At 45.2% G+C, this 26,072-nt stretch carries 26 protein-coding genes; 19 read left to right on the top strand and 7 right to left on the bottom strand.

Annotated features, from left to right (window positions below; translation table 11 throughout):
• The 3 genes from C3Y98_RS01150 to hslO all read left to right on the top strand — a co-directional run bounded on the left by C3Y98_RS01150 (position 1) and on the right by hslO (position 2,233).
• Positions 1-312: a DUF3301 domain-containing protein gene (locus C3Y98_RS01150; RefSeq protein WP_135276305.1), complete on the top strand. Its 312-nt coding sequence runs from the start codon at positions 1-3 to the stop codon at positions 310-312.
• Positions 313-323: 11 nt separating this feature from the next.
• The gene (gene gluQRS / locus C3Y98_RS01145; RefSeq protein ID WP_135276304.1) at positions 324-1,217 is read left to right on the top strand and encodes a tRNA glutamyl-Q(34) synthetase GluQRS; all 894 of its coding nucleotides are present in this window, start codon (positions 324-326) and stop codon (positions 1,215-1,217) included.
• Between the two features lie 104 nt (positions 1,218-1,321).
• Positions 1,322-2,233, top strand: coding sequence for an Hsp33 family molecular chaperone HslO (gene hslO / locus C3Y98_RS01140; protein ID WP_135276303.1), 912 nt, complete (start codon positions 1,322-1,324; stop codon positions 2,231-2,233).
• Between the two features lie 112 nt (positions 2,234-2,345).
• Here the strand turns inward: hslO and C3Y98_RS01135 are convergent, their stop codons facing one another.
• On the bottom strand, positions 2,346-2,882 hold the full coding sequence (locus C3Y98_RS01135) for a pilin (protein ID WP_135276302.1): 537 nt from the start codon (positions 2,880-2,882) through the stop codon (positions 2,346-2,348).
• 26 nt (positions 2,883-2,908) lie between these two features.
• Positions 2,909-3,700, bottom strand: a complete 792-nt coding sequence (locus C3Y98_RS01130; RefSeq protein ID WP_135276301.1) for a TrmH family RNA methyltransferase — start codon at positions 3,698-3,700, stop codon at positions 2,909-2,911.
• Positions 3,701-3,841: 141 nt separating this feature from the next.
• Here C3Y98_RS01130 and aqpZ point away from each other — a divergent pair, with 141 nt between their 5' ends.
• From aqpZ to C3Y98_RS01110, 4 genes are all read left to right on the top strand, one after another.
• Entirely contained in the window at positions 3,842-4,528 is a 687-nt protein-coding gene (aqpZ, locus tag C3Y98_RS01125; protein WP_135276300.1) for an aquaporin Z, read from the top strand.
• Between the two features lie 77 nt (positions 4,529-4,605).
• A complete protein-coding gene (locus C3Y98_RS01120; protein WP_135276299.1) occupies positions 4,606-5,328 on the top strand; it encodes a 16S rRNA pseudouridine(516) synthase in 723 nt (240 codons plus the stop codon).
• 73 nt (positions 5,329-5,401) lie between these two features.
• Positions 5,402-5,986, top strand: a complete 585-nt coding sequence (locus tag C3Y98_RS01115; protein ID WP_135276298.1) for a DUF502 domain-containing protein — start codon at positions 5,402-5,404, stop codon at positions 5,984-5,986.
• Between the two features lie 93 nt (positions 5,987-6,079).
• Positions 6,080-6,664: a lipocalin family protein gene (locus C3Y98_RS01110; protein WP_135276297.1), complete on the top strand. Its 585-nt coding sequence runs from the start codon at positions 6,080-6,082 to the stop codon at positions 6,662-6,664.
• A 14-nt stretch (positions 6,665-6,678) separates the two neighbouring features.
• On the opposite strand, the gene C3Y98_RS01105 is transcribed toward C3Y98_RS01110, so the two are convergent.
• Together C3Y98_RS01105 and C3Y98_RS01100 are read right to left on the bottom strand one after the other, a co-directional pair.
• Positions 6,679-7,545, bottom strand: coding sequence for a TraB/GumN family protein (locus tag C3Y98_RS01105; RefSeq protein WP_135276296.1), 867 nt, complete (start codon positions 7,543-7,545; stop codon positions 6,679-6,681).
• A 28-nt stretch (positions 7,546-7,573) separates the two neighbouring features.
• Positions 7,574-9,727 (bottom strand): YgiQ family radical SAM protein, encoded by a 2,154-nt coding sequence (locus C3Y98_RS01100; RefSeq protein WP_135276496.1) that lies wholly within the window; start codon positions 9,725-9,727, stop codon positions 7,574-7,576.
• A gap of 237 nt (positions 9,728-9,964) precedes the next feature.
• Here C3Y98_RS01100 and C3Y98_RS01095 point away from each other — a divergent pair, with 237 nt between their 5' ends.
• From C3Y98_RS01095 to C3Y98_RS01070, 6 genes are all read left to right on the top strand, one after another.
• Positions 9,965-10,564, top strand: a complete 600-nt coding sequence (locus C3Y98_RS01095; protein WP_245234280.1) for an exopolysaccharide biosynthesis protein — start codon at positions 9,965-9,967, stop codon at positions 10,562-10,564.
• A 955-nt stretch (positions 10,565-11,519) separates the two neighbouring features.
• A complete protein-coding gene (locus tag C3Y98_RS01090) occupies positions 11,520-12,188 on the top strand; it encodes a hypothetical protein (protein WP_135276294.1) in 669 nt (222 codons plus the stop codon).
• A gap of 70 nt (positions 12,189-12,258) precedes the next feature.
• Positions 12,259-12,642, top strand: a complete 384-nt coding sequence (locus C3Y98_RS01085) for a TfoX/Sxy family protein (protein ID WP_135276293.1) — start codon at positions 12,259-12,261, stop codon at positions 12,640-12,642.
• 128 nt (positions 12,643-12,770) lie between these two features.
• A complete protein-coding gene (locus C3Y98_RS01080; protein WP_167759881.1) occupies positions 12,771-13,256 on the top strand; it encodes a GNAT family N-acetyltransferase in 486 nt (161 codons plus the stop codon).
• Positions 13,257-13,400: 144 nt separating this feature from the next.
• Positions 13,401-14,108, top strand: a complete 708-nt coding sequence (gene aat, locus C3Y98_RS01075; RefSeq protein WP_135276291.1) for a leucyl/phenylalanyl-tRNA--protein transferase — start codon at positions 13,401-13,403, stop codon at positions 14,106-14,108.
• Positions 14,109-14,129: 21 nt separating this feature from the next.
• Complete coding sequence (locus tag C3Y98_RS01070; RefSeq protein ID WP_135276290.1) at positions 14,130-14,867, top strand: arginyltransferase; 738 nt, start codon at positions 14,130-14,132, stop codon at positions 14,865-14,867.
• A 52-nt stretch (positions 14,868-14,919) separates the two neighbouring features.
• On the opposite strand, the gene C3Y98_RS01065 is transcribed toward C3Y98_RS01070, so the two are convergent.
• The 3 genes from C3Y98_RS01065 to C3Y98_RS01055 are packed head-to-tail and all read right to left on the bottom strand — an operon-like array spanning position 14,920 to position 19,432.
• Positions 14,920-17,754 (bottom strand): bifunctional diguanylate cyclase/phosphodiesterase, encoded by a 2,835-nt coding sequence (locus C3Y98_RS01065; protein ID WP_135276289.1) that lies wholly within the window; start codon positions 17,752-17,754, stop codon positions 14,920-14,922.
• Positions 17,755-17,769: 15 nt separating this feature from the next.
• On the bottom strand, positions 17,770-19,008 hold the full coding sequence (locus C3Y98_RS01060; RefSeq protein WP_135276288.1) for a TonB-dependent receptor: 1,239 nt from the start codon (positions 19,006-19,008) through the stop codon (positions 17,770-17,772).
• Positions 18,980-19,432, bottom strand: coding sequence for a substrate-binding domain-containing protein (locus tag C3Y98_RS01055; protein WP_135276287.1), 453 nt, complete (start codon positions 19,430-19,432; stop codon positions 18,980-18,982). The genes C3Y98_RS01060 and C3Y98_RS01055 overlap by 29 nt, the downstream gene beginning before the upstream one ends.
• Before the next feature lie 200 nt (positions 19,433-19,632).
• On the opposite strand from C3Y98_RS01055, the gene C3Y98_RS01050 reads away from it, so the two are divergent.
• The 6 genes from C3Y98_RS01050 to lapB all read left to right on the top strand — a co-directional run bounded on the left by C3Y98_RS01050 (position 19,633) and on the right by lapB (position 26,066).
• Positions 19,633-20,499 carry a prephenate dehydrogenase gene (locus tag C3Y98_RS01050; protein ID WP_135276286.1) on the top strand — a complete coding sequence of 289 codons (867 nt, stop codon included), beginning with the start codon at positions 19,633-19,635 and terminating at the stop codon, positions 20,497-20,499.
• Between the two features lie 20 nt (positions 20,500-20,519).
• A complete protein-coding gene (gene aroA / locus C3Y98_RS01045) occupies positions 20,520-21,800 on the top strand; it encodes a 3-phosphoshikimate 1-carboxyvinyltransferase (RefSeq protein WP_135276285.1) in 1,281 nt (426 codons plus the stop codon).
• A gap of 77 nt (positions 21,801-21,877) precedes the next feature.
• A complete protein-coding gene (gene cmk / locus C3Y98_RS01040) occupies positions 21,878-22,555 on the top strand; it encodes a (d)CMP kinase (RefSeq protein ID WP_135276284.1) in 678 nt (225 codons plus the stop codon).
• A 304-nt stretch (positions 22,556-22,859) separates the two neighbouring features.
• A complete protein-coding gene (gene rpsA / locus C3Y98_RS01035) occupies positions 22,860-24,362 on the top strand; it encodes a 30S ribosomal protein S1 (RefSeq protein WP_209308718.1) in 1,503 nt (500 codons plus the stop codon).
• 42 nt (positions 24,363-24,404) lie between these two features.
• Positions 24,405-24,686, top strand: coding sequence for an integration host factor subunit beta (locus C3Y98_RS01030; protein ID WP_015832458.1), 282 nt, complete (start codon positions 24,405-24,407; stop codon positions 24,684-24,686).
• Between the two features lie 207 nt (positions 24,687-24,893).
• Complete coding sequence (gene lapB / locus C3Y98_RS01025) at positions 24,894-26,066, top strand: lipopolysaccharide assembly protein LapB (RefSeq protein ID WP_135276282.1); 1,173 nt, start codon at positions 24,894-24,896, stop codon at positions 26,064-26,066.
• Positions 26,067-26,072: the final 6 nt, after the last annotated feature.

Genomic DNA, 26,072 nt, shown 5'->3' with positions numbered 1-26,072 from the left:
ATGGAAATGATTTTAATTATTATCCTATTAGCCATCGGCTGGTTTTGGATAGACAGTTTAAACAAACGTGAACGTGCAATTTTGCTAGGTAGCGAACTTTCAGCCAGGTTCAACCTGCAACTGCTAGATGAATCTGTGGCCTGTAGCAAAATATGGCTGGGGCGGAATCGCCGTGGTCATGTGCAGTTTTTGCGTACTTACGAGTTTGATGTCAGCGCCAGCGGCAATGACCGCCTACATTGCCAACTCATGCTATTAGGTAACCAGCTAGGTTACTGGCACATTCCGCCATACCTACAACCTGTTAACTAAGTTTCACCAGCATGTACGTAGGCCGCTTTGCCCCCTCACCCACAGGCCCTTTGCACTTTGGCTCATTGGTAGCGGCCGTCGCCAGCTTTTGTGAAGCAAAAGCCAACCAAGGGCGATGGTTAGTACGCATGGAGGATTTAGACAGGCCCCGTGAGATCAAAGGTGCGGCAGACACGATTTTGCATCAACTGGAAGCGTTTAGATTTGAGTGGGACGACACAGTTGTTTACCAAAGCCAGCGAAGCGCACTCTATGCTGACGCACTCGACCTACTCAATCGTAAACAACTGATTTACCCATGCACCTGCACCCGCAAGGAAATTGCCGACTCCAGCACTACTTTCGGCATTGATGGACGCATCTATCCAAAAACTTGCCTACACCAGCCCATCAAGCCTGAAACCGCGATAGCCTGGCGCATCAAGACAGACAATCATGCGATTAGCTTTCATGACGGCATTCAACAACGGATTCAACAAAACATTGGCATTGATGTCGGTGACTTTATCTTAAAGCGCGCGGATGGCTTATTTGCTTACCAGCTGGCGGTAGTGGTAGATGATGCCGCGCAAGGCATCACCCACATCGTGCGTGGCGCCGACTTATTAGACTCCACACCTCGCCAGATATACTTGCAGCAACAGTTAGGGTTTTCTACACCCCAATATGCACATGTGCCAGTTGCCGCCAATGCCAATAAAGAAAAGCTGAGTAAACAAACACTGGCAAAACCCATAGAAATAGGCACAGCCAGCGAGCTACTCCACGATGCATTATGCTTTTTAGGCCAGCAGCCGCCTACCATCATCAAAAACGCGCCATTAAATACACTATGGCAATGGGCGCTTGAGCACTGGGTGATATCGGCCATTCCACAAACCAAGCAAATCATTGTCGCCAGCTGACGCACTAGAGCTGTTTTATGTGCGCTCCATTAGCAAACATATTGACCGTTAAAATACTCCATCCAAACATTTTGAATGCTGCATGCTAATGTTAAAATGTCAGGATGAATAAATTACCAGACACACTACAACGCTTTGTTTTTGAAAACACGCCAATACGCGGCAACCTTGTTAACCTGACAAGCACACTACAGCTAGCACTGAATAAACAGCATTTACCTGCCGGCTTAAAACGCGCACTAGGTGAGCTAATGGCCGCCAGCGCATTGCTGACCGCTACGCTTAAAATGAGCGGCTCTCTTGTGCTGCAGATTCAAAGTAAAGGCGCATTAAAATTACTAGTAGTAGAGTGCAACTCAGAGTTTGGCATTCGCGCCACCGCTAAGTGGAAAGGCGAAGTGTCCGACGAGCAAAGCCTGTTTGACCTTATTTCTCATGGGCAATTTATGATTACGCTAGACCCTAAAGATGGCCGTCAGGCATATCAAGGCATCGTGTCGCTTGAGGGTGACAGCATCAGCACCATTCTAGAGAACTACATGCTGCGTTCAGAACAAATTGACACCAGAATCTGGCTACATTGTGATGGCAACGCCGCAGCAGGCATGCTGTTACAAAAGCTACCAGACACTATGAATCAGGTAACAAAAACTGAAGACCTCAGCACTCAGGATTTAGATGCTTGGAACCGCATCGGCCATTTAGCCGGTACGATTACAGACGATGAGCTGCTCAACCTGCCAACAGAAACCATACTAACGCGCTTATTTCATGAAGAGGATGTACGGCTGTTTGAGGCAAGTAATACTAAATTTCATTGCAGCTGCTCACGTGAAAGCGTTTCAAGCATGTTGCGCATGCTAGGCAACGAAGAAATTACCAGCATCATTGAAGAGCAAGGAAAAATTGAAGTGAATTGCGATTTTTGTAATGCGCACTACAGCTTTGATAAAGTGGACGCAACACAACTCATGGTGAGTGAAGTCACAACAAAAGCACATCCAGAGGTGCATTAAACTTTGGCTAACAGATGAGATAGCATGTGCGGCAGTCACGGCTGCCGCATCACCATCGCACCATACTTAGTCACTTTCACGATCAAGTCTGCTCCGGCACGTATCAGCCACTTTACCTACATAAGCGTGGCAAATACTCATCCGGTATATTCGTTTTATTTTCACCTTTTACCGTCATATTGTCTGGGGCTTTTGCGTTTCCGCACACCCATGCCACAGGCACAACCTTAGACTCTTCAATCACTGCTGGCCTTAAGCTCAGTATTTTGTCTTTAATTTTCGGATGCGCTTTATTACCAAAGGTCATATGAATCGCACCATTTTCAATTTTCGTATCGGTAATAAAGTTACTCACCACTTTATTACTGCTAGGTAAATCTGCAGCGGCATTATCAGGCAACATTTCTTGAGAGAGCGACCATGCAGTAGCAATCGGTGCCTTGGCAATATCCGCTAGCGGCAAAGCTGCGGTGATTTGCTCTTTAATGATGCGACTCATGCTGGACGGGATTGCCACCATCGCCAAAATACCCATAATCACAACAATTGCCATCATCTCTATCAAGCTAAAGCCGCGCTGTGCCGATTGCGCAGCACGCCCAAATGTTTGATTTTCTGCTTGGTATTTAGCTGCTTGATGTCTGCACATTAATATATCCTTAGAGTTCTCAACGTTTACTTTAGCGATGCCTGACGCATGCGCTCAAATAAACAAACTGCAGCCGCCGCACCTGCGTTGAGTGATTCCACCGAGCCCAGCGCAGTGGTGGCCATGGGGATGGTAATCCGTTTAGTTGCTGCTGCCATCGTTTGGTGGCGTAGCCCTGCCCCTTCATTACCAATCACAAAAGCAGTGGGTTGTGATAAATCTTGCATATACAGTGAATCACCTTGCATGGCGGTGGCGTAACTATTACCATCAAACGCCTGCAATGCTTTAATTAAATCTACACGCTCTACAATTGGCAATACAAACTGTGCGCCCTGACCGCCACGTAACGCCTTGGGCGACCACGCATCGGTACAGCTAGTGCTTAGGTAAACCACATCAACACCGGATGCAGCCGCTGTGCGCAACATACTACCGATGTTACCGGGGTCTTGTATATCTTCTAGCATTAATGCAAAGGCCGGCTTTTCCGGAACAGGCAATTGCGGTATTTTCACTAGCGCTAAAATACCGGTCGCATTCGTCACCGGAGTAAGCTCTGCGAACATCAAGGTAGGCAGCATAATGGTTGGAATGTCGGCCAAAGCCTGTATCAAACCGGTGGCCTCTACACTGCTTTTACCCTCAGGAATAATAATTAAATCGGGCTCACCAAAAGTGTCGATATACGACTCAATCAAATGCACGCCATCCAACAGTGTTTTGCCCTCGGCCCTGCGCTCGCGCGCATTATCTGCAAATTTCTTAAGTTGCTTAAAAACTGGATTGTCGCGAGAGATGATGTGCTTAAAAGACATATAACTATGGTGTATAAATTAAAGGCCTAGTTTAACCCAAACTCGCTTGTAGTCACATCATGATTGCAGTAAATTAGCCATGCAATTGATATAAATGAAGTCCATGTAGATTTTAATAATCATTATAAGATTGGAGTAATTATGTCATTATCAAAACGTGCGCTTGCAGAGCTCATCGGTACATTCTGGTTAGTGTTAGGCGGCTGTGGCAGTGCAGTGCTCGCTGCTGGTATTCCAGATTTAGGCTTAGGTTATTTAGGGGTTTCTTTCGCATTTGGCTTAACTGTGGTGACTATGGCTTACGCTATTGGCCATATCTCGGGCTGCCACCTCAACCCTGCAGTTTCGATTGGCCTAGTTGCAGGCGGCCGTTTTAGCGCCAAAGAGCTTCCCCACTATATTATTGCGCAAGTATTAGGCGCTATTCTAGCGGCATTGCTGATTCGTACCATTGCAAGCGGGATGGAAGGTTATGCAGGCGGTTTAGCATCAAACGGATTTGCAGAGCACTCACCCCATGGTTACAGCATGATGGCAGGTTTAATCACAGAAATCGTGATGACGGCAATGTTCTTATTTATCATCATGGGCGCTACAGATAAGCGTGCGCCTGCCGGTTTAGCACCACTAGCCATCGGTTTTACATTGGTACTCATCCATTTAATCAGCATCCCTGTCACCAATACTTCAGTTAACCCGGCACGTAGCACTGGCCCTGCTCTAATTGAGGGTGGCATCGCCTTGCAGCAGTTATGGCTATTTTGGCTGGCCCCGATTGTTGGTGCAGTAATCGGTGCATTTGCTTACAAAACCATCAGTCAAGACTAAGCTGTAATTAAGCGTAACATCACAATGCCCGCACTGAAACATGCGGGCGTTTTTATTTGTGCCTTATAATGCATGGTATGGCTAAAAAACTTTCTATTGAACGCATATTACACAACCAAGGCTTTGGTGCACGCAAACTATGCCGCATTCTTGTTATTAACGAAGAGGTGACGGTCAATGGGGAACTATGTGATGACCCTGATGCCACTTTTGAGCTAGAAAACCTGCATTACACCATTAAGGGTGAAGCATGGGACTATCGTGAAAAGTCTTACCTCATGATGCATAAACCCGGCAACTACGAGTGCTCGCATAAAACCCAGCACCACCCCACTATCTATAGCCTATTACCACACCCACTGGTAGAACGTGGCGTGCAATGCATAGGCAGGTTGGATGAGGACACTACCGGGCTGATTTTAATCTCAGATGACGGGCAGTTCATTCACCGCATGAGTTCACCCAAACACAAAGTGCCAAAAGTATATGAAGTCACTTGTAAACATGCCGTCAGCGATGAACAAATCGCCCATATTTTAAAAGGCGTACAACTCATTGATGAAGATGCACCGATTGCAGCCCTCGCCTGTACCAAAATCAGCGACCACGTAATTCACATGACGCTGGCAGAAGGTAAATATCACCAAGTTAAACGTATGGTTGCCGCTATTAGCAATCGTGTAGAAGCGTTAAAGCGCATTAGAATCGGGCGTTTAGAATTACCACAAGATCTAAAACTTGGAGAGTGGCGCTGGCTAAGTGAAGCTGACCTTAACGCGTTAAAGGCAGAAAACCAGTAATCAATATATTGAACCGTCACGCTGCACCCGCAATATCATCAGCATATTACATGCCATTTAGAACGGAAGCCCTATGAAACGTATTTACCAATATTTCTTTCGCGGCCTGCTTACAGCATTACCATTAGGGCTTACCGTATATTTGTTATATACGTTTTTAACATGGGCAGAACATATCGCAATGTGGTGGGTACGCCCAGTCATAGGTGACTTCTACATTCCAGGCTTGGGGCTGGCATTGGGTTTAGGCGGCATCCTATTGCTGGGGTACCTCGTCTCCCACAAATACATATACAAAGTACTCTCACTGATTGAATTTCCATTTACAAATCTACCGGTTGTAAAAAGCATCTATTCGTCATTAAAGAGTTTCGCAGATTACTTTGCGCCGCATAAAAAAGGCAGTTCACAACAGGCGGTGACCTTAAAGGTTCCGGGGCACCCACTTGAAATCGTTGGCTTAATCACCAGAAAAAATACAGATGGCCTACCAGAGGGGTTTATTCAGGGTGACCGTGTTGCCGTATATTTACCCATGGGCTATATGATTGGTGGCTACACTGTTTTTGTACCGCGTGACTGGTTAACACCGATTGATATGTCGGTCGAAGAAGTCATGAGCGCATCACTCTTTGCGTGGATGTCTAAACCAGACTAATGCCCATTCAACGAATTAAATAACTAGCGATAGAATTTTTAAACCGCTTAACAGTCAGACCGCTAACTATAAATGAGATTAAACTTGCTTACCATGACACAGTTCAACATACGCTACTTACTTGTATCAATCTGTTTGCTGCTCACTTCATGCATGGGTGTGCCCGACAAGGTAAAAGTGATAGAAAGCTTTGATGCAAACCAATACCTAGGCACATGGTATGAAATCGCACGGCTAGATCACAGCTTTGAGCGTGGTTTGGACAACGTAACCGCCACCTACAGCCTGCGTGATGATGGTGGGATTAAAGTGATTAACCGCGGGTTCAATGCAGAGAAAAAAGCGTGGAAAGAAGCGGAGGGTAAAGCTTACTTTATTGACCCGGCAAACGCAGACAAAACGCGTACAGGCAAACTAAAAGTATCGTTCTTTGGCCCGTTTTACGGCGCGTACAATATTATTGAACTGGATAAACCGTACTACAACTACGTAATGATTTGCGGCCCGGATAAATCTTACTTCTGGATACTTTCGCGCACACCTCAATTATCATACCCAATCAAGCAACACTTAATTGCGCAAGCCAAAGAGCTTGGCTTTGCAACAGACAAACTTATCTACGTGAATCAATCGCCGGAAGTGATTAACTATGAAGCAGGACGCCACGTAACACATTAGTCGCTAGCTTCAGGTTACTTCACAACACTCAGTGTATATCCAGCTTGTTTCAGAGCGGCAATCAGCCCAGTTGGGCCTGCCAAGTGTGAAGCGCCTACCGCCACAAACAAACTTTTATCTTGCGCTTTAGCCAGTATACGCTGCGCCATCACCGCATTACGTTCATCCAGCAGCTTAACGCGCATTTTTTCCCAAAGCGGCGTGGGCAGCATACTACCGGTAATTTGAGCATTCAGCGCGGCCAGTTTGTTTGCATCGCCTTTTAAATAAGCTTTGATTAAGCGTTCATAATCACGCACTTTAACCTGATGGCTGCGCTTTAATACCTTGCGTAAAAAAGCCAACTGCTCATCGGCGGTCAGGCTATCCATGACGGAAAAATGCTCCGCGGCAGATTCCATGCCTTGCACTTCTTTGCCATTATCTTCAGCGAGACGCATCAGCAAATTATCTTGCGCATATGGGGTGAGTGGCCTTGGCGAATCAAACACAACCGCCAGTAACCATGGCTTAGTACGCAGTGCGGCTTCTCGATGCATCACATGAAAGTCTGCCAGGGCATACAGTTGCTCAAGCTCGTTAGGGCTCAAGCTTGTTTTGAGGTCAACATCTTGCGACTGCAATATGCGCGGGTCTTGAGGCGCGTCAGCCTCCATCATGAAAGCATCGACAGATTTTAAAGCCGCTAATACGCTGGGAGAAAAATCCGTCACTCGATTGTCATCAGTGTGAATCGACCCGAACAGATAAATCGGATGTGCAGTTTTAGAGTCTGCTTTCCAAAACAGGCCCTGTTCTGCCAAGACAGGACTACTGAGCCCAACGAACAACAGCAGAGGGATGAGGGCTTTGTTTAAATTAGATATCAAATTACTTAACATCGTATTGCCCTCATACAAAATGCTTAAGTTAAGAGTACTTACGCTTTTTCTCTGTGGTGCGTCTAGGCCGCACAGTGCGCTCTAACTGCTCACCACGCACTGTCGTCACCGGTTTAGTTGAAAGCGGCTGCCAAGCAGGAATCAAACAATGCTTACCACTACCAATTAAATCGTCACGCCCCATTTTCTTCAACGCCTCACGTAACATCGGCCAATTGTTCGGGTCATGATAACGGATAAACGCTTTATGCAACTTACGCACATTGCCCGCTTTAGGAATAGGCACTTCATCAGAGTCTGCCGTCACTTTACGCAACGGATTTTTACCTGAGTGATACATCGCAGTTGCCATCGCCATTGGCGTAGGGGTAAAGGTTTGCACTTGGTCTAGTTTGAAGTCGTATTTCTTTAACCACAATGCCAAGTTCAGCATGTCATTATCAGTAGTGCCAGGGTGCGCCGCAATAAAGTATGGAATCAAATATTGCTTCTTACCTGCCTCGGCACTGAACTTCTCAAACATGGCTTTAAATTCATCGTAAGCACCCATGCCTGGCTTCATCATTTTGCTCAGCACATTTTCTTCTGAGTGCTCTGGCGCAATTTTCAAATATCCGCCCACATGATGTTGCACCAGCTCTTTCACATACTCAGGTGATTTCACCGCTAGGTCATAACGCAAACCTGAGCCGATAAGAATTTTCTTCACGCCTTTGATGGCACGCGCTTTACGATACAGCTGAATCAACGCACTATGGTCGGTATTCAGGTTCTCGCACACACCGGGGTAAACGCAACTTAGCTTACGACAGTTTTTCTCTATGGATTCAGATTTACATGCAATACGGTACATGTTGGCAGTAGGTCCGCCTAAATCTGAAATCACACCGGTAAAGCCGTCAACTTTATCACGGATTTCTTCCACCTCTTTCAAGATAGAAGCTTCAGAACGACTTTGAATAATGCGGCCTTCATGCTCAGTAATACTGCAGAAAGTACAGCCGCCAAAGCAGCCGCGCATGATGTTTACACTAAAACGGATCATCTCCCACGCTGGGATTTTGGCATCTTTATACGCAGGGTGCGGCTTACGTGCATAAGGCATGTCATACACATAATCCATTTCTTTAGTGGTAAGCGGGATTGGCGGCGGATTGAGCCACACTTCTCTATCCCCATGCTTCTGTACCAAGGCGCGTGCATTACCTGGATTAGCCTCTAAATGTAACACCCTAGATGCATGGGCATATAACACCGGATCATTCGCCACTTCTTCAAACGCAGGCAAACGTACCACTTGTTTGCTTCTGTCTGCCTTAGGTGCTTTTAACCTGAGATTAGGCACAATCTCAATTGCCTTCACACCGTCTGGCAATTCCGTTTTGGCCTTTGCCTCATCCGTGGCACAGCTCGCGTCAGATTTACCCATTTTCATTTCATATGGGTCAACTGGCTTATCTACAGCACCAGGACGATCAAGCTTGGTGCTTTCTATTTCACTCCAGCCTTCTGGAATTTTCTTACGTAAAAAGGCAGTACCGCGGATATCTTGAATATCAGCAACTTTCTCGCCTTTTGCAATTCTGTGGCTAAGCTCAACCAGTGCGCGCTCTGCGTTACCATACAATAAAATATCGGCTTTAGAATCCACTAAAATACTGCGGCGCACTTTATCTGACCAATAGTCATAATGTGCAATACGGCGTAAGCTCGCCTCGATACTCCCCACGACCAACGGCACATCAGAATAGGCCTCACGACAACGCTGGCTATACACCAGCACCGCACGGTCTGGGCGTTTGTTAGGGGCAGCGTCTGGCGTATAAGCGTCATCGCTACGGATTTTTCTATCCGCAGTGTAACGATTCACCATGCTATCCATATTGCCAGCAGTGACCCCAAAATAAAGGTTAGGTTTGCCTAGCACTTTAAATGCATTGGCATTTTGCCAATCTGGCTGCGCAATAATCCCTACCCTAAAGCCCTGAGCTTCTAATAAGCGGCCCACCAAAGCCATACCAAAGCTAGGATGGTCAATGTAAGCATCACCAGTAATCAAAATAATGTCGCAACTATCCCAGCCAAGGGCGTCCATTTCGGCACGTGACATCGGTAAAATTGGCGCAGGCCCAAACCGCTTCGCCCAATAAGGACGATAGCTAGGAATAGGCTTTGCTAACATTGTTGAGTATTGTTCCAAGGTATCTGCTATAAATCGATAAAAGTGCGCGCATTTTACGCGCTAATCATATGATTAAGAAGCTTTTTTATAGTTCAATTACACCAAAACTAAAACCGGGCAAATTAAATACGGTTTTTTTGATCACAGCCACCCGTAATATTGCATACAATAGAGGCATGATCCGCCCATGAGAACATACTAAAAATTATGTGTGATTACGCAAATTTAGTAAAAACTTTGCATCAATTTGCAGAAAAAGCCAAAGACAAACCATTAACCGTGGGCGAAGCGCTAGACTCTCTGGATGAAGCCGGCTACGCATTTATCTGCATCATATTGGTTTTACCTTTCTTACAGCCCATCCCGTTAGGCCCATTCACGGTACTTGGTGGCGTCGCCTTCGCCACACTAGGCTGGCAATTATTACACGGCCACGAATCGCCGATACTGCCAAAACAAATATTAGAGATTGAGTTTAACGAGGGCACATGGAAAATGCTGGTTAAAGTCTGTCTGGAGATTTTGGGCTTATGCAGAAAAATCAGCAAACCACGCTACCCCTTTATTGCTGAAGGGATACGTGGCCAAAAAATGGGTGGATTTATCCTGCTGGCAGCCGGCGGGTTAATGGCAATCCCGTTTGGAGTGTTACCATTCAATAACTTTTTACCCGGCCTAGCCATCTTATTTTATTGCATAGGCGAGCTTGAAGATGACGGCTTGATGTACATAATCGCGCTATTCTGGCTCATCATCACCACCATTTATTTCAGCGCATTCTTCTTTGCGCTTTGGTACTTTGGTGAAAAAGCATTAGCGTTTTTTAAAATATTTTAATGTGCCTAATGCTAATGCGTTAAGACTTGCGCCTCAGGCATACACTGAAAATTTGTAGGGGCTTACAGACTTCTAGATTTTTCTTAAAAACTCGATTATTTTTGCAGTAATTTATTGATGAGAGCCTAATCTTGAAGCCAAAAATAATCATTCAAGAAATCAAAACCTCCCCCATACAAAACAACTTCGTTTAGAATCATTTTGCAATGACGCTTTGTCTCTATATTAATAATTCAACATAGAGACTCCGGTCAACAAAAATAAGAAAGGGCAACGGGTTCCAGCCATGTATATCCATTTTCCAATTACTCATATAGAGACCCTTGGGTCTCTATATTAACTGTTAGGTATTTATGGCGGTAGTTAATTATCGTTCAGCTTTTCTGCAAACATATATTGTTTGGGCAATATTTTCTTTAACAAATTTAAGCTTGTTATTCCCATTTATAATCCCTGTATTCCTCCCATTTTTATTAGTGTTCAGTGCGAAGTTTCTAAATTTTCTCGCCCCTGTTTTTGCTCTTGCGCTGCTTATTGCAATCATTGCATTTCCCTATGTATACGAAAAACTAAACAATGAAGTCAAAGTATTTTCACCCCTAATATTCAACATTATTTTCATAATGTTGTTTTTAACTATTGCTGAAATTTATAAATGCATCCTAATTGCAAAGGAGCTTTATATAATTAAACCAGAATGTACTAGTAGCCAACCTTTTATCGGGTCGCTAGCAAGTCAAGGCGAGTTCTCTCCAGAGCATGCATATTATATTAAGAACAAAAGAATCTATTTTTGGAGCTATTCAGAACTAAAATATGTAGCGGGTTCTGACGAGTCATTCAAAACATACAAGTCTGATATTGAGGCCTCCTGTTCATGAAATTACAATACCTAACCCATCATTCAAGCGGGACGCCTAACGGCGCCCCTTAATTCAAACGTTAGCTCTTAACCATGTCTGATTTTTTTCTTCAGCTATTGTCTTCCGCTGCAGTCAGCGCCTTTCTGAGCGGCTTTGTAATTTGGCTTACAAAGTCATGGATATCTGAGCGTATTAAAAACTCGATTAAGAACGAGTACGACGAAAAACTAGAAACTCACAAAGCCCAGTTAAAAGCTCAAGCTGACGTCGAGTCAGAGCGTTTAAGGTCGCAACTGAGCATTGCCGCCACCGAACACCAAGTTAAATTCTCGCGTTTGCATGACAAGCGCGCTGAAGTAATTGCTGAACTATACGGGTTGTTGGTTCAAGCACATTGGGATGCCGGGAGCTTTATTTCTCCAGTTGAGTTTGGCGGAGAACCGACCAAAAAAGAAAAGTACGTTACAGCAATGAATGCTATTGCTGACTTTTTTCGTTTTTTTGAAAAGAACAAAATCTATTTGCCCATTGAGCTGTGCGATCTTTTGGAAAAGTTTGTTCAGACGATGCGCCAAAAGGTCATTGGCTTTGGTGTCTACGTAAATATCGACGAAGATGCTTTGGCGCCACAAACCTACAAAAAGAAACATGAAGCTTGGATGGCCTCTTGGGAGTACTTTGATAAAGAGGTGCCTGTGGCTCGAGCAGCATTAGAGCAAGAGCTGCGCAACATCCTAGGGTCTGTTGATGCAAAGAGCTAACCATTCAGTCAAGCGGCATGCTCCGCCGACAAGTCGGCTCCGCGCCCCTTACCTCCAACGTTAGGTCTCTATGCATACTCAGTCCGCACCAGAAGAATTTGCACAACATTTGAACGATGTGTTTCGGCTGTTCGGACCAATCTCTTTACGCCGCATGTTCTCTGGCTATGGCGTGTTTCACGATGGAGTTATGTTTGGTTTAGTTTCTCAAGAAACACTGTACTTGAAGGCAGATACCGAAAACTCTGCTGATTTTCGAGACCAAGGGCTTAGTCAATTCGAGTATGTTCGACAGGGAAAAATTATTGGGCTATCCTACTATCAGGCCCCAGAAATAGTACTGGAGGACGCCAATGAAGCTGCGCTCTGGGCGCGTCGCTCGTTTGTAGCCGCGCTACGTGCTAACGCATCAAAAGCTAAGTCTGTTAGGAACCGTCATAGGCATGAAACCTAACCCATCATTAAAGCGGGACGCTTAACAGCACCCATTACTCAAACGTTAGCCAGAATTAAGCTATGGAAGCCCTACCACTTGAACTAAGTGTCGCTTGCAAAACAGACGCTAAAGAAATTGCAGCCCTTGTGAACAGAGCCTATCGGCCACCCTCGCATGCGGCGGGCTGGACACATGAGTCAAATTTGATTGCTGGTGAGAGAATTTCCACCGAACAAGTGCTTTCTCTATTTCACGAACACTCTACGATTCTGCTCTTACGTCTTGGGCAGGAAATAGTCGCTTGCGTGCATGTGCAAGGTGGCAAGTCCTGCGCTTACATTGGCATGCTGGCGACTAACCCAGCAATGCAAGCGCAAGGCATTGGTAAACAAATGTTACTTCACGCAGAAGCGTATGCCACTCAACATTTCAATGCTTCTGTGCTCAAAATGTCGGTTCTATCTTCACGGCCGGAGCTTTTAGCTTTCTATGAACGGCGCGGCTATGTTCTTACCGGGCAGGTTGAGGAATATCCGTTATTGGCCGATGTCGGCCAACCAATAATCACTGGCATTCAAGTTTTGTCGTTGGAAAAAGTGTCAGCAAACCCACCATTCAAGCAAGAGTCGTAAAAATATAGCCAAAACAGTTTTATCAATCTGCATTATTACTTTATATTTAAAACTTACATCTAAGTAATTCTTCTAAAGAATGATGCGCCGCATGCTGCATGTTCAGCGCAAAATGACAGAAGCCAGCAAATCAAGACTAAGTTTATGAGCCACGGTTATTATCAACTTCCTAATGGTCGAGTTGCCAGTATAGATGGCGAGTGTGACTTTCCACCTTTAACTGAAGCACTCAACGAGCCTAATGGTCTAATCGCGATTGGTGGCGACCTATCCCTGCCCCGTTTACTCACGGCTTATCACCAAGGTATTTTCCCTTGGTTTAGCGAAGGTGAGCCTATTCTTTGGTGGAGCCCTAGCCCACGCATGGTGCTATTTCCCAACGAATTAAAAATATCAAACTCACTACAAAAAACGCTAAAGAAAAAAACGTTTGAGGTAAGGTTCAACACACAGTTTCGTGCGGTCATTACTGCTTGTAGTAGCACCTTGCGTAGCCAACAAGCTGGCACTTGGATTACTCAGGATATCATTGATGCTTACTGCAGATTGCATGATGCTGGCTTTGCAATTTCAGCCGAATCTTACGTGGATGGTGAGTTGGTCGGCGGCTGCTATGGAGTACGCATAGGCCAGATGTTTTATGGTGAAAGTATGTTTCATCACAAAACCGATGCCTCCAAGGTTGCCTTTGTAAGCTTGGTACAGCACCTTACAGCACAAGGTATTGGCCTGATTGATTGCCAAATGAAAACAGCGCACTTAGCCAGCCTTGGCGCACGCGAAATTGACCGTGCAGCATTTGCTGCGCAATTATCTGTACTCACCAAGGCCGTACCCAGCAATATAGAGTAAAAATGGGGTTATACTTTTACCATGAGCTTACCTAGCGATACGCCACTGCACAAACTGCAATTTTACGTCACCACAGGCTACACTTGCGGCTACCTGCCCAATAGAATGGCGCAAAGCCTAATTGCGGCACCACAGCATCTGGTGGACGCAAACGTGTACAGTGGGCTAATTCAACAAGGTTTTAGACGTAGTGGAAAGTTCTCCTACAGGCCGCATTGCGAGAACTGCCAAGAGTGCGTGCCGGTAAGGGTTGTTTTAGAGAAATTTAGCCCTAACCGCAGCCAAAAGCGCGCGTTTAAACAGCACCAAAACCTCACTGCCACAATACTGCCGGTAGGCTTTCATGAAGAACATTATGCACTTTATGCAAGCTACCAACGTGCTCGCCATAGTGATGACAAAACTGCAGAACAAACGGACTCTGACTCACAAGAAAATAATGTTGAACAGTACCAGAGCTTTTTATGCCAATCTAACGTAGAAAGCGTGCTCATTGAGTTTAGAGAAGGCGACCAGCTAAAAATGGTCAGTGTGATCGATATTGTGCGTGATGGCATATCCGCGGTTTATACCTTTTACGACACCAGTGACAACACAACCAGCTATGGCACTTACAACATTTTATGGCAAGCGCTGTGGGCACAAACGTTAGATTTGCCCTACCTATATTTGGGCTACTGGATTAAAGACAGCAGAAAAATGGCATATAAGCAAAATTACAGGCCGTTGGAAAAACTGATAGACGGTGAATGGCGTTAAATTTTTGCTAACTATCTAATGTAGTCTTACGGTTATAGTCATACGGTTAAGATTAAACTATCTCACTGGCTGGCTTACCAATGAAGTAGCCTTGTGCATAATCAACCCCATAGCTTCGCAGCAGCGTCAGGCAGCGCTGATCACCTACAAACTCAGCCACCGTGCGCTTACCAAAGCCGCGTGCCACCTCAGTTAGCGCCCTCACAAATATTTGGTCATCTGTACTATCTGCAAGATTACGGATAAAAGAGCCGTCAATCTTCACATAGTCCACAGGGAAGTGTTTCACGTAATAAAAAGAAGAGAATCCAACACCAAAATCATCCAAGGAGAAAGCGCAACCTAATGCACGTATTGTTTCAATAAATGCTTGCGCGGTTGCAAAATCTGCCACAGCCGCAGTTTCTGTAATTTCAAAAATAATATGCGAAGGCAACTCCGGGTGCTGTAAAAACAAACTTTGCAATAAGGTCAGCATATTTTCATCATTCATGCTGTGCCCAGAGAGGTTAATGGCAACTTTACGATCTTTACCTTCCGCCAGCAGCTCCGCCCAACGCTTGATGACAGTGCGTACTACGTAATGATCAATTTGTTTAATTAATCCTGAACGCTCGGCAAACTCAATAAATTCGCCTGGCGGTACCATTGCCCCATTCTCATCAATCATGCGCACCAGTGCCTCGTAGTGGCTAATCACATTTTGATGAATATCCAGAATGGGCTGATACTGCATGATAAAGCTCTGCTCACGTAAAGCCTGTTTAATACGGTCTTCCCACAACACTTTTTGCTCAAGTTTTTGCTGCAGGTGTTCACCTTCAGAAAACACGTGCAGGCGTGCACTGCCAGTAAGCTTCGCCTGATACATGGCAATATCGGCATTAGCCAGTAAGCGCTTAGCATCGTGATTATTAGCACTTACCGCCACAATCCCAATACTTGCCGTGATATGGTGGTCACCTGCCAGCCCCGGATATTTAATCTCTCCCAGCTGACGGTTAATTTCCTCAGCAAGCTTAATTGCTCTGGGCAAATCACAATCCCGCATCAAGATACCCATCTCGTCACCACCTAACCGCGCGAGAATATCCTGCGTGCCGCAGATATTGGACAAGATATCCGCCACTGTGCGCAACACCATGTCACCTGCCGTATGCCCTGAAATATCGTTAATATACTTAAAGCCATCTAAATCCAGATAGAGCAAAGCTTCAGACGCTGTAGTCCCATCCAGCCTGACGAGTGCAGCTTCGATTTCCTGCATAAAGCGCTGACGATTGATCAAGCCGGTCAACTGATCATGCTCAGCTAAGTACAGGCTTTTCTCCTCACTTCTTTTACGCAGGGTGATATCAACACCTACAGACAAAATTTGTACCTGCTCGCCATCCATGCGTGAGTGATGCCATGCTATTTCACGCTTCACATCATGGTTACATAGCACTGCACACTCGTGATAATGATAGTCAATGCTGTTTGAAATAATGCCCTGATACACTTGATACAATTGCCCGCGTGCGTCCGGCTTTTCAAATGCATCGATTAAAGACTTACCTTGCAAACTGCGCTCGTCCCAACCAAGCAACTGTTCACCGTAATGATTGATGCTGGTTACTTTTCCATCCGCGTCCTGCGTCACAATGATCACTTGTGCCGTATCTAAAATACGCTCTGAAAATGCGTTGGCTTGTGTGATACGACCTAACATATCCAACATTTCAGATTGATGCAGACTTGCATCTTTTTCAAGTGATTGCAGACGATCAGTCAGCTTCAGTGCTGCTTCTGCCAGCTGATCCACCTCGTCAAAAAGCACTGGATTTTTGCGTATTTTAATTTGCGCGCGTACCGCTTCAAACTGACGCTGCCCTAAAAAAGGAATTGCTTTAACAGCATCAGTAATACGTTTTAAGGGGGTATTCAGTAAGAAGTAAATCGCCAGCAACATGAACGCCGCAAAAATAAAGCCAAACTTTAAGCGTTGCAATGTGGACTCATGCGTCTCCAGCACTTGTGTTGTCACATTTTCAATCACCACTACCATAGCTGGCACATTCACCAATTTATGCTCAATCGGGAAAAACACCACATCGTAATATTTGTCAGCAAAAGCCAAACGCTGCCAAACAGGATTCCCCTTTGCCAATGCAATACTCTCCAACTGCTGTAACAGAGGTAAATTGACACTAGCATTGGATAAACCAGCGATACGTAAACCAAGCTTAGGCAAGGCATTTAGGTAATGATCCGCCTCACTTTTTAGTACAAAACCAACATCCGCACCAGAAAAGCGATTAAACGATAAGATTAGATCAGCCATTGACGACGCAACCACAACCGCACCGCTCACCTTGCCATTAGTGAGCATAGGCGTTGTGGCATACTGTAAACACACTTCAGTACAATCTATCCATGCCAGACTAGATTCTTGTCGAATCGCCTCAGCAACTTGTTGTGCTTCCAAGGCATTTTGCTGCCGCAAACCCGCCCACTCAGCCAGCATATGTTGGTGTTGATCGTAGATACGGATTGACTCTAAGCCATAATCCAACTGCAACGAAGCCAACGCAGAACTAACACGAGGCCCCAGCCATTTTGAAGTAGTAGCGCCCTTTGCCGCCAGCGCGCCATCCACACTTACCATGGTTGCCACTAAAGAAGAAACTTGTGACGTTTTTAATGAAAAATCTGCCAGCATGGCCTTAAACTGTACGAGGTAACGCGCATGCACAACATCACGCTCATGCTTTAAACGTTCTGCTTGGCTTAAATAAGCCCAACTAATCAACAATAAGGTCAGCGTGACGAAAACCAGGCCTAGCAGAGCCATAATCTTCCATTTAAGGCTAAAGAAAATATCCGGGCTTTTTCTTAGTGATGACATGATGTAGACTGAGATTTAAAAGCGATAAGAAGCAAGTAAAATCAACATATCCCAGTTTTTCTCCAGTGCCGCAGGGTTTGAATTCTCCAGTGGAGATAGCCAGCCAGCGCCATTAATCCGATGTGCTTCGGCACGCAAGCTAAAACTTTCGTTCACGTCATAGCGCACCCCAGCTGACCAGTCTTTACTATAAAGCATAAAATCTGGGAGTCCTGTTGTTGCTTGCCACTCTCTCCCATGGCGATCTGAACGGTCCCTATAAAAAGCGTCATATCGGGTAAAAACTTCCCACTTGGACGCCGGACGATAGGCCGCCTGCATATAAAAGCCATCTGCGCTTGTTTTACTATCCATGAGTGGGCCAAACCCTTTGAACTCAAGAAACTCAAGTAAATACTCAGCGGTTAAAGTCCATTTCTCAGCATTATATTGCGCCGACAACAGGTAGGGCACTAAAGTAATATCACCGCTAGATAATGAGTCACTGGCTTTTCTGTCATACGCCAACTTAACATTGGCTGCTGTCAATCCAAGCCGCCACTGACCGTTATTACTATCGAATGAGAAGTTAACCAACTGTGTCAATTTAGAGTCCAATCGACCGGGCATATCCTTACCCAAAAACGTAGCCTCAGTCGACTTACCGTCAGCCTGTGGATAACCCAAGTAATATTTGATGCCAAAGTTACCGTAGTCTGACACAGCGTTATGATAAAGCGATAACCCATCGGCTGACTTTTGTAACCGACGCGTCACATCAAAATAAATAGGCTGCGGCAAAATGGCGGAATCACGGGTAAAAGCAACATCGCCAGTTTCCGCATAAAGACCATAAGGCACCCGCACTCTACCAAAGCGCACACCAGAACTACCCCAATCGCCAGAGGCGACTGTCCAGTCTACAAAGGCATGTCCAACTCTTAACTCGCCATTGTCGTTTTGACCCGCCTTACGAGAAATCAACTGCGTTGATATCTGCAACTGGGGCAGCGCACGATAGGTAGCGTTTAGGCCAACCTCACGAAAGTCATAACTAATCTCATCGCGGCTTTTACCCAAAAAATTGTTACCAGTGGTATTCACCATCCCCTGTGTAATAAATCCATGTAGCTGTAGCTTACCACCCTGCATATCAACCGCACCCGCAGTGCTGGACACAAACACAGAAAACACCAGCATCCATCTCGCCAACAATTGCTTAGTGCAATTGGGGTTACGGCCAGGTCTATTGCGATATTTGAAGTATGCGTACATCTTGGTTCACCTCTTGCAACAATAGATAACCTACGCTACCAGGCGTAGCTTTCACTTTCGCGAGCATTTCTTGTGTAGATGACACTTGCTCAGGATACTGCCCTAACCCTGCAAATACCTGCCGGTCCCAAGCGCGCCTGAGCTGACGTGGAAAGAATTTCAATACTTCCTTGCTAAAAACTTCATGTGTGGGGTTTGAATCTGAGAAAACATAGACTTTGACTGGCGTGCCATCACTCCACTTGGTTTGGTTCATCACAAAAATAGCGCGCAGTGTATTGGCGCTAATAACACCAGGGTTAAATGATGAGGAAGCAATGACAGCGACTTTTGAGCCAGCATTAGTATCAACGCTCGCAGCAAGCGCTGGTGGATGTAAGAACAGTACAATTTGAATAAATATTATTAGCTGCCAAATTCTCATTATTATTTACTTTGTGCAGAATATTTTTACCAATTATTACTGAGATATTTAAATAACGCTACAAAAAAATCATGAACCAAAATTTAATGATTTCAACTATTTTTCAGTGGCAGCAAAAACAAAAAATAGCGCCATGATTCTTGGCAATTACAACAATGCTACAATTGCGGTTATTGATTGTCGTAAATTACCTTAAAAAATTGAAAAAAATCGTTATCTTTGGTGTGGGCTTGATTGGCGGCTCGGTTGCACTCGCTTTAAAAAAAGCAGGGAGTGCGGCACAAATTATAGGGGTGGGTCGTTCCACTGAAAGCTTACAATCCGCAGTAGATTTAGGGGTGATAGACGCCGCCTGTAGCGACATCACCCAAGCAGTGCAAAATGCAGATATTGTGCTAATTGCAGCGCCGGTAGCGCAAACAGCCAGCATTCTGACTGCGATCAAACCAGCTTTAGCAGCAACCACTGTGATTACCGATGCAGGCAGCACTAAAAGTGATGTACTTGCCTGTGCCAAGGAAATATTAGGCGAGCAATTTAATCAGTTTGTTGGCGGCCACCCAATTGCAGGCGCTGAAAAAAGTGGTGTCACAGCCGCCACTACAGACTTGTATCGCAATAAAAATGTGGTACTAACACCAACAGATGCAACCGACCCTGATGCTATACAACGTGTTCGTGAGTTGTGGCAACACTGCGGCGCAAACGTTACCGAAATGCCGGCAACAACACATGATAGTATTTTTGCTGCAGTCAGCCATCTGCCACATCTACTTGCCTTTGCGCTAGTAGATGATATCGCATCACGCAAGAACGCAGAACAGCTATTTGGTTTTGCTGCCAGCGGCTTTAGGGACTTTACCCGCATTGCAGGCAGCCACCCTGAAATGTGGCGCGATATCAGTCTCGCCAATAGATCTGCGCTGCTGAATGAAATCACTGCATACCAAGACGAACTATCCCGATTAAAACAAATGCTGGAACTGAGTGACGGCGATGCGCTGCATGCGCTATTTGATCGCGCCAGCACAGCGCGCAACAACTGGGCAAAGCTTAAAGAGCAATAACCAACAATAAAGAATTAATTATGGAACAACTCACACTGGCCGCAGGCCATCAGGCACAAGGCACACTTACCCTACCCGGTTCAAAAAGTATTTCTAATCGTACATTGCTGCTGGCAGCCCTCGCGAATGGCACGACAGAAATCCGTGATGTATTGGCGTCAGACGATACCTCCCGCATGCTGGAAGCGCTAGAAACCCTAGGCGTAAAGCTAGAAAACTTTGCTGAAAACGCTTGGCGCGTTACAGGCTGTGGTGGCAACTTCCCGAATAAAGAAGCCGATTTGTTTTTAGGTAACGCGGGGACCGCTTTCAGGCCACTCACCGCAGCTTTAGCGCTAGCTGGCGGCAACTACCAACTCTCTGGGGTTGCACGCATGCATGAGCGCCCGATTGGCGATTTGGTCGATGCGTTAAAACAGGCCGGTGCTGACATAGAGTATTTAGGGAACGATGGCTTCCCACCGTTAAAAATTGCGGCACCACAAATAGACTTATCAAAACCAATTAAAATTCGCGGTGATGTTTCTAGTCAGTTCCTTACAGCACTGCTGATGGCTTTGCCCTTAAGCAAACAGCAAGCCACCATTGAAGTGGTTGGTGAGTTAATCTCCAAACCTTATATTGAGATTACACTCAATTTAATGGCAAAATTTGGCGTGCAAGTAGCACGTAACGGCTGGCAAGGCTTCACTATTCCGGCGCACAGCAACTACATCGCTCCACAAGAAATTTTTGTAGAAGGCGATGCCTCCAGCGCCTCATACTTTTTGGCTGCAGGTGCCATTGCAGGCAATGTCACAGTTGCGGGTTTAGGCAAAGACAGCATTCAAGGTGACGTACGCTTCGCAGATGCACTAGCGTTGATGGGCGGTAATATCAGCTACGGCGATAACCATATCACCGCAACTAAGGCAGCCAACATCAACACCATCGATATTGACTGTAACCACATTCCGGATGCCGCGATGACGCTCGCAATTGTGGCCTTATTTGCAAAAGGCACCAGCACCCTACGTAACATCGCAAGCTGGCGCGTCAAGGAAACTGACCGCATTGCAGCTATGGCGACTGAGTTGCGCAAGGTAGGCGCGATTGTGGAAGAAGGTGCCGACTACATCACTATTACCCCACCGGCAGCTTTAATACCGAACGCAGTCATTGACACCTACGACGACCACCGCATGGCGATGTGTTTTTCACTGGTCAGCCTAGGCGATGTGCCCATTATCATTAATGATCCAAATTGTGTAGCTAAAACATTCCCTAACTATTTCACTGAGTTTAAGAAACTGGTGTCATAACTTCAATATGGGCGACTGTTGCTACGGTGCAAATTTTCACGCATTGACTGTTAATCACACTAATATAAATTATCCAAATGAAAAATACGCAAGAACACCCAATCCCTGTCATTGCCATTGATGGCCCTTCTGCCTCTGGTAAAGGGACAGTGGCACAATTAGTTGCCGACAAACTAGGCTTTGCCTATCTGGATTCCGGCGCACTCTACCGCGTTGTAGCGTTCGCAGCGCATCAAAACAACATCGCATGGGATGACGCCGACGCAGTAGCTAAATGCGCAAAATCCTTACAAATCAAATTCATACATGATCAAGTCTTGCTCAATGGGCAAGACATCTCCAATGAGATTCGTACTGAGCTCATGGGTAAAGGCGCATCGCAAGTAGCTGTGCATGCACCAGTGAGGGCCGCCTTGGTAGATTTACAGCACAGCTTTCTGCAGAGTCCAGGGCTAGTTGCTGATGGCCGTGACATGGGCACGGTAATTTTCCCATCTGCTCCACTCAAAATATTCCTTACTGCGTCAACTGAAATTAGAGCAGAACGCCGCTACAAGCAGCTGCTAGGCAAAAACCAAGCGGCAAATTATGAAAACATCCTGCAAGACCTGCAGGAGCGTGATGCCAGAGACCAAAGACGTGCAAGCGCCCCCTTGGTGATGGCAGAACATGCCATTCTGCTTGAAACTGACAACTTAAGCATTGCAGACGCAGTAAACACCGTGCTAGATGCTTTTAAAAAATGTAAGGATTAAGTTCTCACTCATCTATAAAGCGAGGACTTAGGGTGAATTAAAACGACAAACATTTCGAAATAAAATCAAGATTACATCGCAAGCGCTTGATTTCATCAAAAATAGTGCACAAGAACTATTTAAAACCCGAAAAAAAATGAAAAAATATTAGTAAAAATCCATTAATAGTCTTTTATTTTTCAATGTTTTAGTTATAATTCCAGATTCGGGTTTAAATACCCTGTTTAGTCCTACCCATCATCACCGATGCGTAGCTTTTTAACTACCCCACTGCTAGGTGGGATATTTTAGGTAATTTTATTTAATGGCTTCTACTTCTAATTCTACTGCTTCATCTATGGAATCTTTTGCTGCGCTTTTTGAAGAAAGCTTAGCTCGCCAAGAAATGCGTTCTGGCGAAGTGATCACTGCTGAAGTTGTTTCTGTTGATAATGATCATGTGATCGTTAATGCAGGTCTTAAATCTGAAAGCGTAATCAACGCTGACGAATTCCGTAACGCTCAAGGCGAACTTGAAGTTCAAGTGGGCGACTTTGTTAAAGTAGCAATTGAGAAGCTAGAAGACGGCTTCGGTTCAACTGTACTTTCACGCGAAAAAGCTAAACGCATGGAAACATGGTTGGATCTTGAAGATGCAATGAACGAAGGCCGCATCATCAAAGGTTTCGTAAGCGGTAAAGTTAAAGGCGGTTTACGCGTTTCTGTAAACGGCATCATGGCATTCTTGCCAGGTTCATTAGTTGACGTACGTCCAGTTAAAGACACTACTCCATTCGAAAACAAAGAATGTGATTTGAAAGTGATCAAACTAGACCGTAAACGTAACAACATCGTGGTTTCACGTCGTGCTGTCATGGAAGTTTCTGCTGGTGCTGACCGCGAAGCTTTACTAGGTACATTGGCTGAAGGTGCTGTTGTTAAAGGTATCGTTAAAAATATTACTGACTACGGCGCGTTCGTAGACTTAGGTGGCATCGATGGCTTGCTACATATCACTGACTTAGCATGGCGTCGCGTAAAACACCCATCAGAAGTATTAACAGTGGGTGAAGAAGTTGAAGCTAAAGTATTGAAATTCGATCAAGAGAAAAACCGTGTTTCACTAGGTATCAAACAATTAGGCGACGACCCATGGGTTGCATTAACACGCCGTTACCCAGTAAGCACACGCTTGTTCGGTAAAGTGTCTAACTTGACTGACTACGGTGCATTCGTTGAAATCGAACCAGGTATCGAAGGTTTAGTTCACGTTTCAGAAATGGACTGGACAAACAAAAACATTCACCCAGGCAAAATCGCTCAATTAGGTGACGAAGTTGAAGTAATGATTCTTGAAATCGACGAAGCACGTCGTCGTTTATCATTAGGTATGAAACAATGCCAAGCTAACCCTTGGGATGATTTCTCTGCAACACACGCTAAAGGCGACAAAGTTTCAGGCCAAATCAAATCAATCACAGACTTCGGTGTGTTCATTGGCTTGCCAGGCGGCATTGATGGTTTAGTTCACTTATCTGATTTGTCATGGGCACAATCAGGTGAAGAAGCAATTCGCAACTTCAAAAAAGGTGACGAATTACAAGCAGTGATCTTAGCAATTGATGTTGAAAAAGAGCGCATTTCTTTAGGCGTAAAACAATTAACTGCTGACCCTTCAGGTGCTACTTCCGAAGAAAAATCAGATGCTAAACCTAAAGCTAAATCTGCTAAATCTAAAGAACCTGCTCAATTGCCAGATGATGGCGCGGCTGCTGGTACGACTAACCTTGGCGCACTATTAAAAGCCAAGTTAGACAGCAAGAAATAATTAGCCCGTTATTTAGTATCAAGAAAAAAAAGGCATATAAGCATGACAAAATCTGAGCTAATCACGCTGCTTGCAGAACGTTTTCCGCAATTAGTGATGAAAGATGCAGAGCTTTCAGTGAAGGCAATATTAGACGCTATGTCTGATAACCTCGCGACAGGCGAACGCATTGAAATAAGAGGCTTTGGCAGCTTTAGCTTGAATTACCGTCCACCGCGTTTGGGTCGCAACCCAAAAACCGGCAGTAAGGTTGAGGTACCTGAAAAACATGTACCTCACTTTAAAGCGGGTAAAGAACTACGTGAACGTGTGGATTTAAGCTAGCATTTGCTTTTAAGTTCCAGTCTAAACGGCAACCATTTGGTTGCCGTTTTTTTTATGGTGCCATTTCTTATAATGCAATAGTCAAATAAGGTAAAATGATAACAAGCTTGGGTTATCTACCTTAGTCAGGTTAAGTAACGCATTACCATAACCTTGCACACACCCACCTAAGCGCACAATCTTAATCAATTAATAAAGTAGAATAAAATGGAATTTGAGTTCTGGTGGCTATTAGCATTACCTTTATTCTTTAGCTTAGGCTGGATAGCCGCGCGTGTAGACCTTAAACAGCTTTTAGCTGAATCAACCGCCCTGCCTGCAGCCTATTTCAAAGGCCTGAATTTTCTGATTACCAATCAGCATGATAAAGCGATTGAGGCTTTTTCAGAAGCAGTGCAAGCCAATACAGACTCGTTAGAGCTACATTTTGCCCTAGGTAGCCTATTTAGAAGACGCGGTGAGGTGGATCGCGCTATTCACTTACACCTGAACTTGCTCACAAAAAAAGAACTTGAACCGCAACAAAAACTTGCAGTCACCGCAGAGCTTGCCCAAGATTACCTAAAAGCAGGCCTATTTGACCGCGCGGAAGAACTGTTTGAGACTTTAGATGATGATCGTTACCGCCAGCCGGCACTACGTGCACTACTGGAAATCTACGTACGAGAACGTGAGTGGGAACGTGCCATTAAAGCCGCCACCGAGCTAGAGCGCCTTTCAGGCGTGCCATTCCGTGTTGAAATCTCACACTACTATTGCGAAATGGCGGTTAAGTCTAAACTTGCAAACGACACTCATAGCGCAAGGTTTGAATTAGACCTAGCGCTCAGCGCTAATAAAAACTGCGTACGCGCCAATGTATTACTTGGCGACTTAGAAGCCGAGTCTGGTGAGCACAAAGCCGCTATATCCACATGGAAACGCGTAGAGTTTCAAAAACCTGAATACCTCGGCTTAATCGCCCCTAAATTGCTGGCCAGCTACCGCTCTCTAAATGCTACCGCTGAGGGGCTTGCCTTACTCAATACGTATTTACAAACCTACCAACTCAATTCATTACTTAATGTACTGTATGAGGCAACCTTGGTAGAAGAAGGCGCAGAAAGTGCAGCTAAACTCGCCCGCACCGAACTGATTAAAAAGCCTAGTCTCAACACACTAGATCTATTACTACAGGCACGAGCTATTGTAGAAACTAATCAACCCAAACATAACAGCCTACAAGATACGCAACTGATGCAGCAAGCCGTACGTCATGCAATTGGCAACAAAACTGCTTACCATTGTGAACAATGCGGCTTTAAAGCTAAATACCACCACTGGCAATGCCCGGCTTGTAACGCATGGGAAGCACTTCCATCAGAACCTACTGCTGTTTAATTAAAC

Source organism: Methylotenera oryzisoli, assembly GCF_004661485.1.
In the GTDB taxonomy this organism is placed as follows: Bacteria; Pseudomonadota; Gammaproteobacteria; order Burkholderiales; family Methylophilaceae; genus Methylotenera; species Methylotenera oryzisoli.
This window is presented reverse-complemented; position numbering and strand designations above follow the sequence as displayed.

What these genes read in the sequence shown, in the direction of transcription:
- C3Y98_RS01150 (WP_135276305.1), top strand. Translation starts at nt 1, where the DNA reads ATGGAAATGATTTTAATTATTATCCTATTAGCCATCGGCTGGTTTTGG.
- gluQRS (WP_135276304.1), top strand. Translation starts at nt 324, where the DNA reads ATGTACGTAGGCCGCTTTGCCCCCTCACCCACAGGCCCTTTGCACTTT.
- hslO (WP_135276303.1), top strand. Translation starts at nt 1,322, where the DNA reads ATGAATAAATTACCAGACACACTACAACGCTTTGTTTTTGAAAACACG.
- C3Y98_RS01135 (WP_135276302.1), bottom strand. Translation starts at nt 2,882, where the DNA reads ATGTGCAGACATCAAGCAGCTAAATACCAAGCAGAAAATCAAACATTT.
- C3Y98_RS01130 (WP_135276301.1), bottom strand. Translation starts at nt 3,700, where the DNA reads ATGTCTTTTAAGCACATCATCTCTCGCGACAATCCAGTTTTTAAGCAA.
- aqpZ (WP_135276300.1), top strand. Translation starts at nt 3,842, where the DNA reads ATGTCATTATCAAAACGTGCGCTTGCAGAGCTCATCGGTACATTCTGG.
- C3Y98_RS01120 (WP_135276299.1), top strand. Translation starts at nt 4,606, where the DNA reads ATGGCTAAAAAACTTTCTATTGAACGCATATTACACAACCAAGGCTTT.
- C3Y98_RS01115 (WP_135276298.1), top strand. Translation starts at nt 5,402, where the DNA reads ATGAAACGTATTTACCAATATTTCTTTCGCGGCCTGCTTACAGCATTA.
- C3Y98_RS01110 (WP_135276297.1), top strand. Translation starts at nt 6,080, where the DNA reads ATGACACAGTTCAACATACGCTACTTACTTGTATCAATCTGTTTGCTG.
- C3Y98_RS01105 (WP_135276296.1), bottom strand. Translation starts at nt 7,545, where the DNA reads ATGTTAAGTAATTTGATATCTAATTTAAACAAAGCCCTCATCCCTCTG.
- C3Y98_RS01100 (WP_135276496.1), bottom strand. Translation starts at nt 9,727, where the DNA reads ATGTTAGCAAAGCCTATTCCTAGCTATCGTCCTTATTGGGCGAAGCGG.
- C3Y98_RS01090 (WP_135276294.1), top strand. Translation starts at nt 11,520, where the DNA reads ATGTCTGATTTTTTTCTTCAGCTATTGTCTTCCGCTGCAGTCAGCGCC.
- C3Y98_RS01085 (WP_135276293.1), top strand. Translation starts at nt 12,259, where the DNA reads ATGCATACTCAGTCCGCACCAGAAGAATTTGCACAACATTTGAACGAT.
- aat (WP_135276291.1), top strand. Translation starts at nt 13,401, where the DNA reads ATGAGCCACGGTTATTATCAACTTCCTAATGGTCGAGTTGCCAGTATA.
- C3Y98_RS01070 (WP_135276290.1), top strand. Translation starts at nt 14,130, where the DNA reads ATGAGCTTACCTAGCGATACGCCACTGCACAAACTGCAATTTTACGTC.
- C3Y98_RS01065 (WP_135276289.1), bottom strand. Translation starts at nt 17,754, where the DNA reads ATGTCATCACTAAGAAAAAGCCCGGATATTTTCTTTAGCCTTAAATGG.
- C3Y98_RS01060 (WP_135276288.1), bottom strand. Translation starts at nt 19,008, where the DNA reads ATGTACGCATACTTCAAATATCGCAATAGACCTGGCCGTAACCCCAAT.
- C3Y98_RS01055 (WP_135276287.1), bottom strand. Translation starts at nt 19,432, where the DNA reads ATGAGAATTTGGCAGCTAATAATATTTATTCAAATTGTACTGTTCTTA.
- aroA (WP_135276285.1), top strand. Translation starts at nt 20,520, where the DNA reads ATGGAACAACTCACACTGGCCGCAGGCCATCAGGCACAAGGCACACTT.
- cmk (WP_135276284.1), top strand. Translation starts at nt 21,878, where the DNA reads ATGAAAAATACGCAAGAACACCCAATCCCTGTCATTGCCATTGATGGC.
- rpsA (WP_209308718.1), top strand. Translation starts at nt 22,860, where the DNA reads ATGGCTTCTACTTCTAATTCTACTGCTTCATCTATGGAATCTTTTGCT.
- C3Y98_RS01030 (WP_015832458.1), top strand. Translation starts at nt 24,405, where the DNA reads ATGACAAAATCTGAGCTAATCACGCTGCTTGCAGAACGTTTTCCGCAA.
- lapB (WP_135276282.1), top strand. Translation starts at nt 24,894, where the DNA reads ATGGAATTTGAGTTCTGGTGGCTATTAGCATTACCTTTATTCTTTAGC.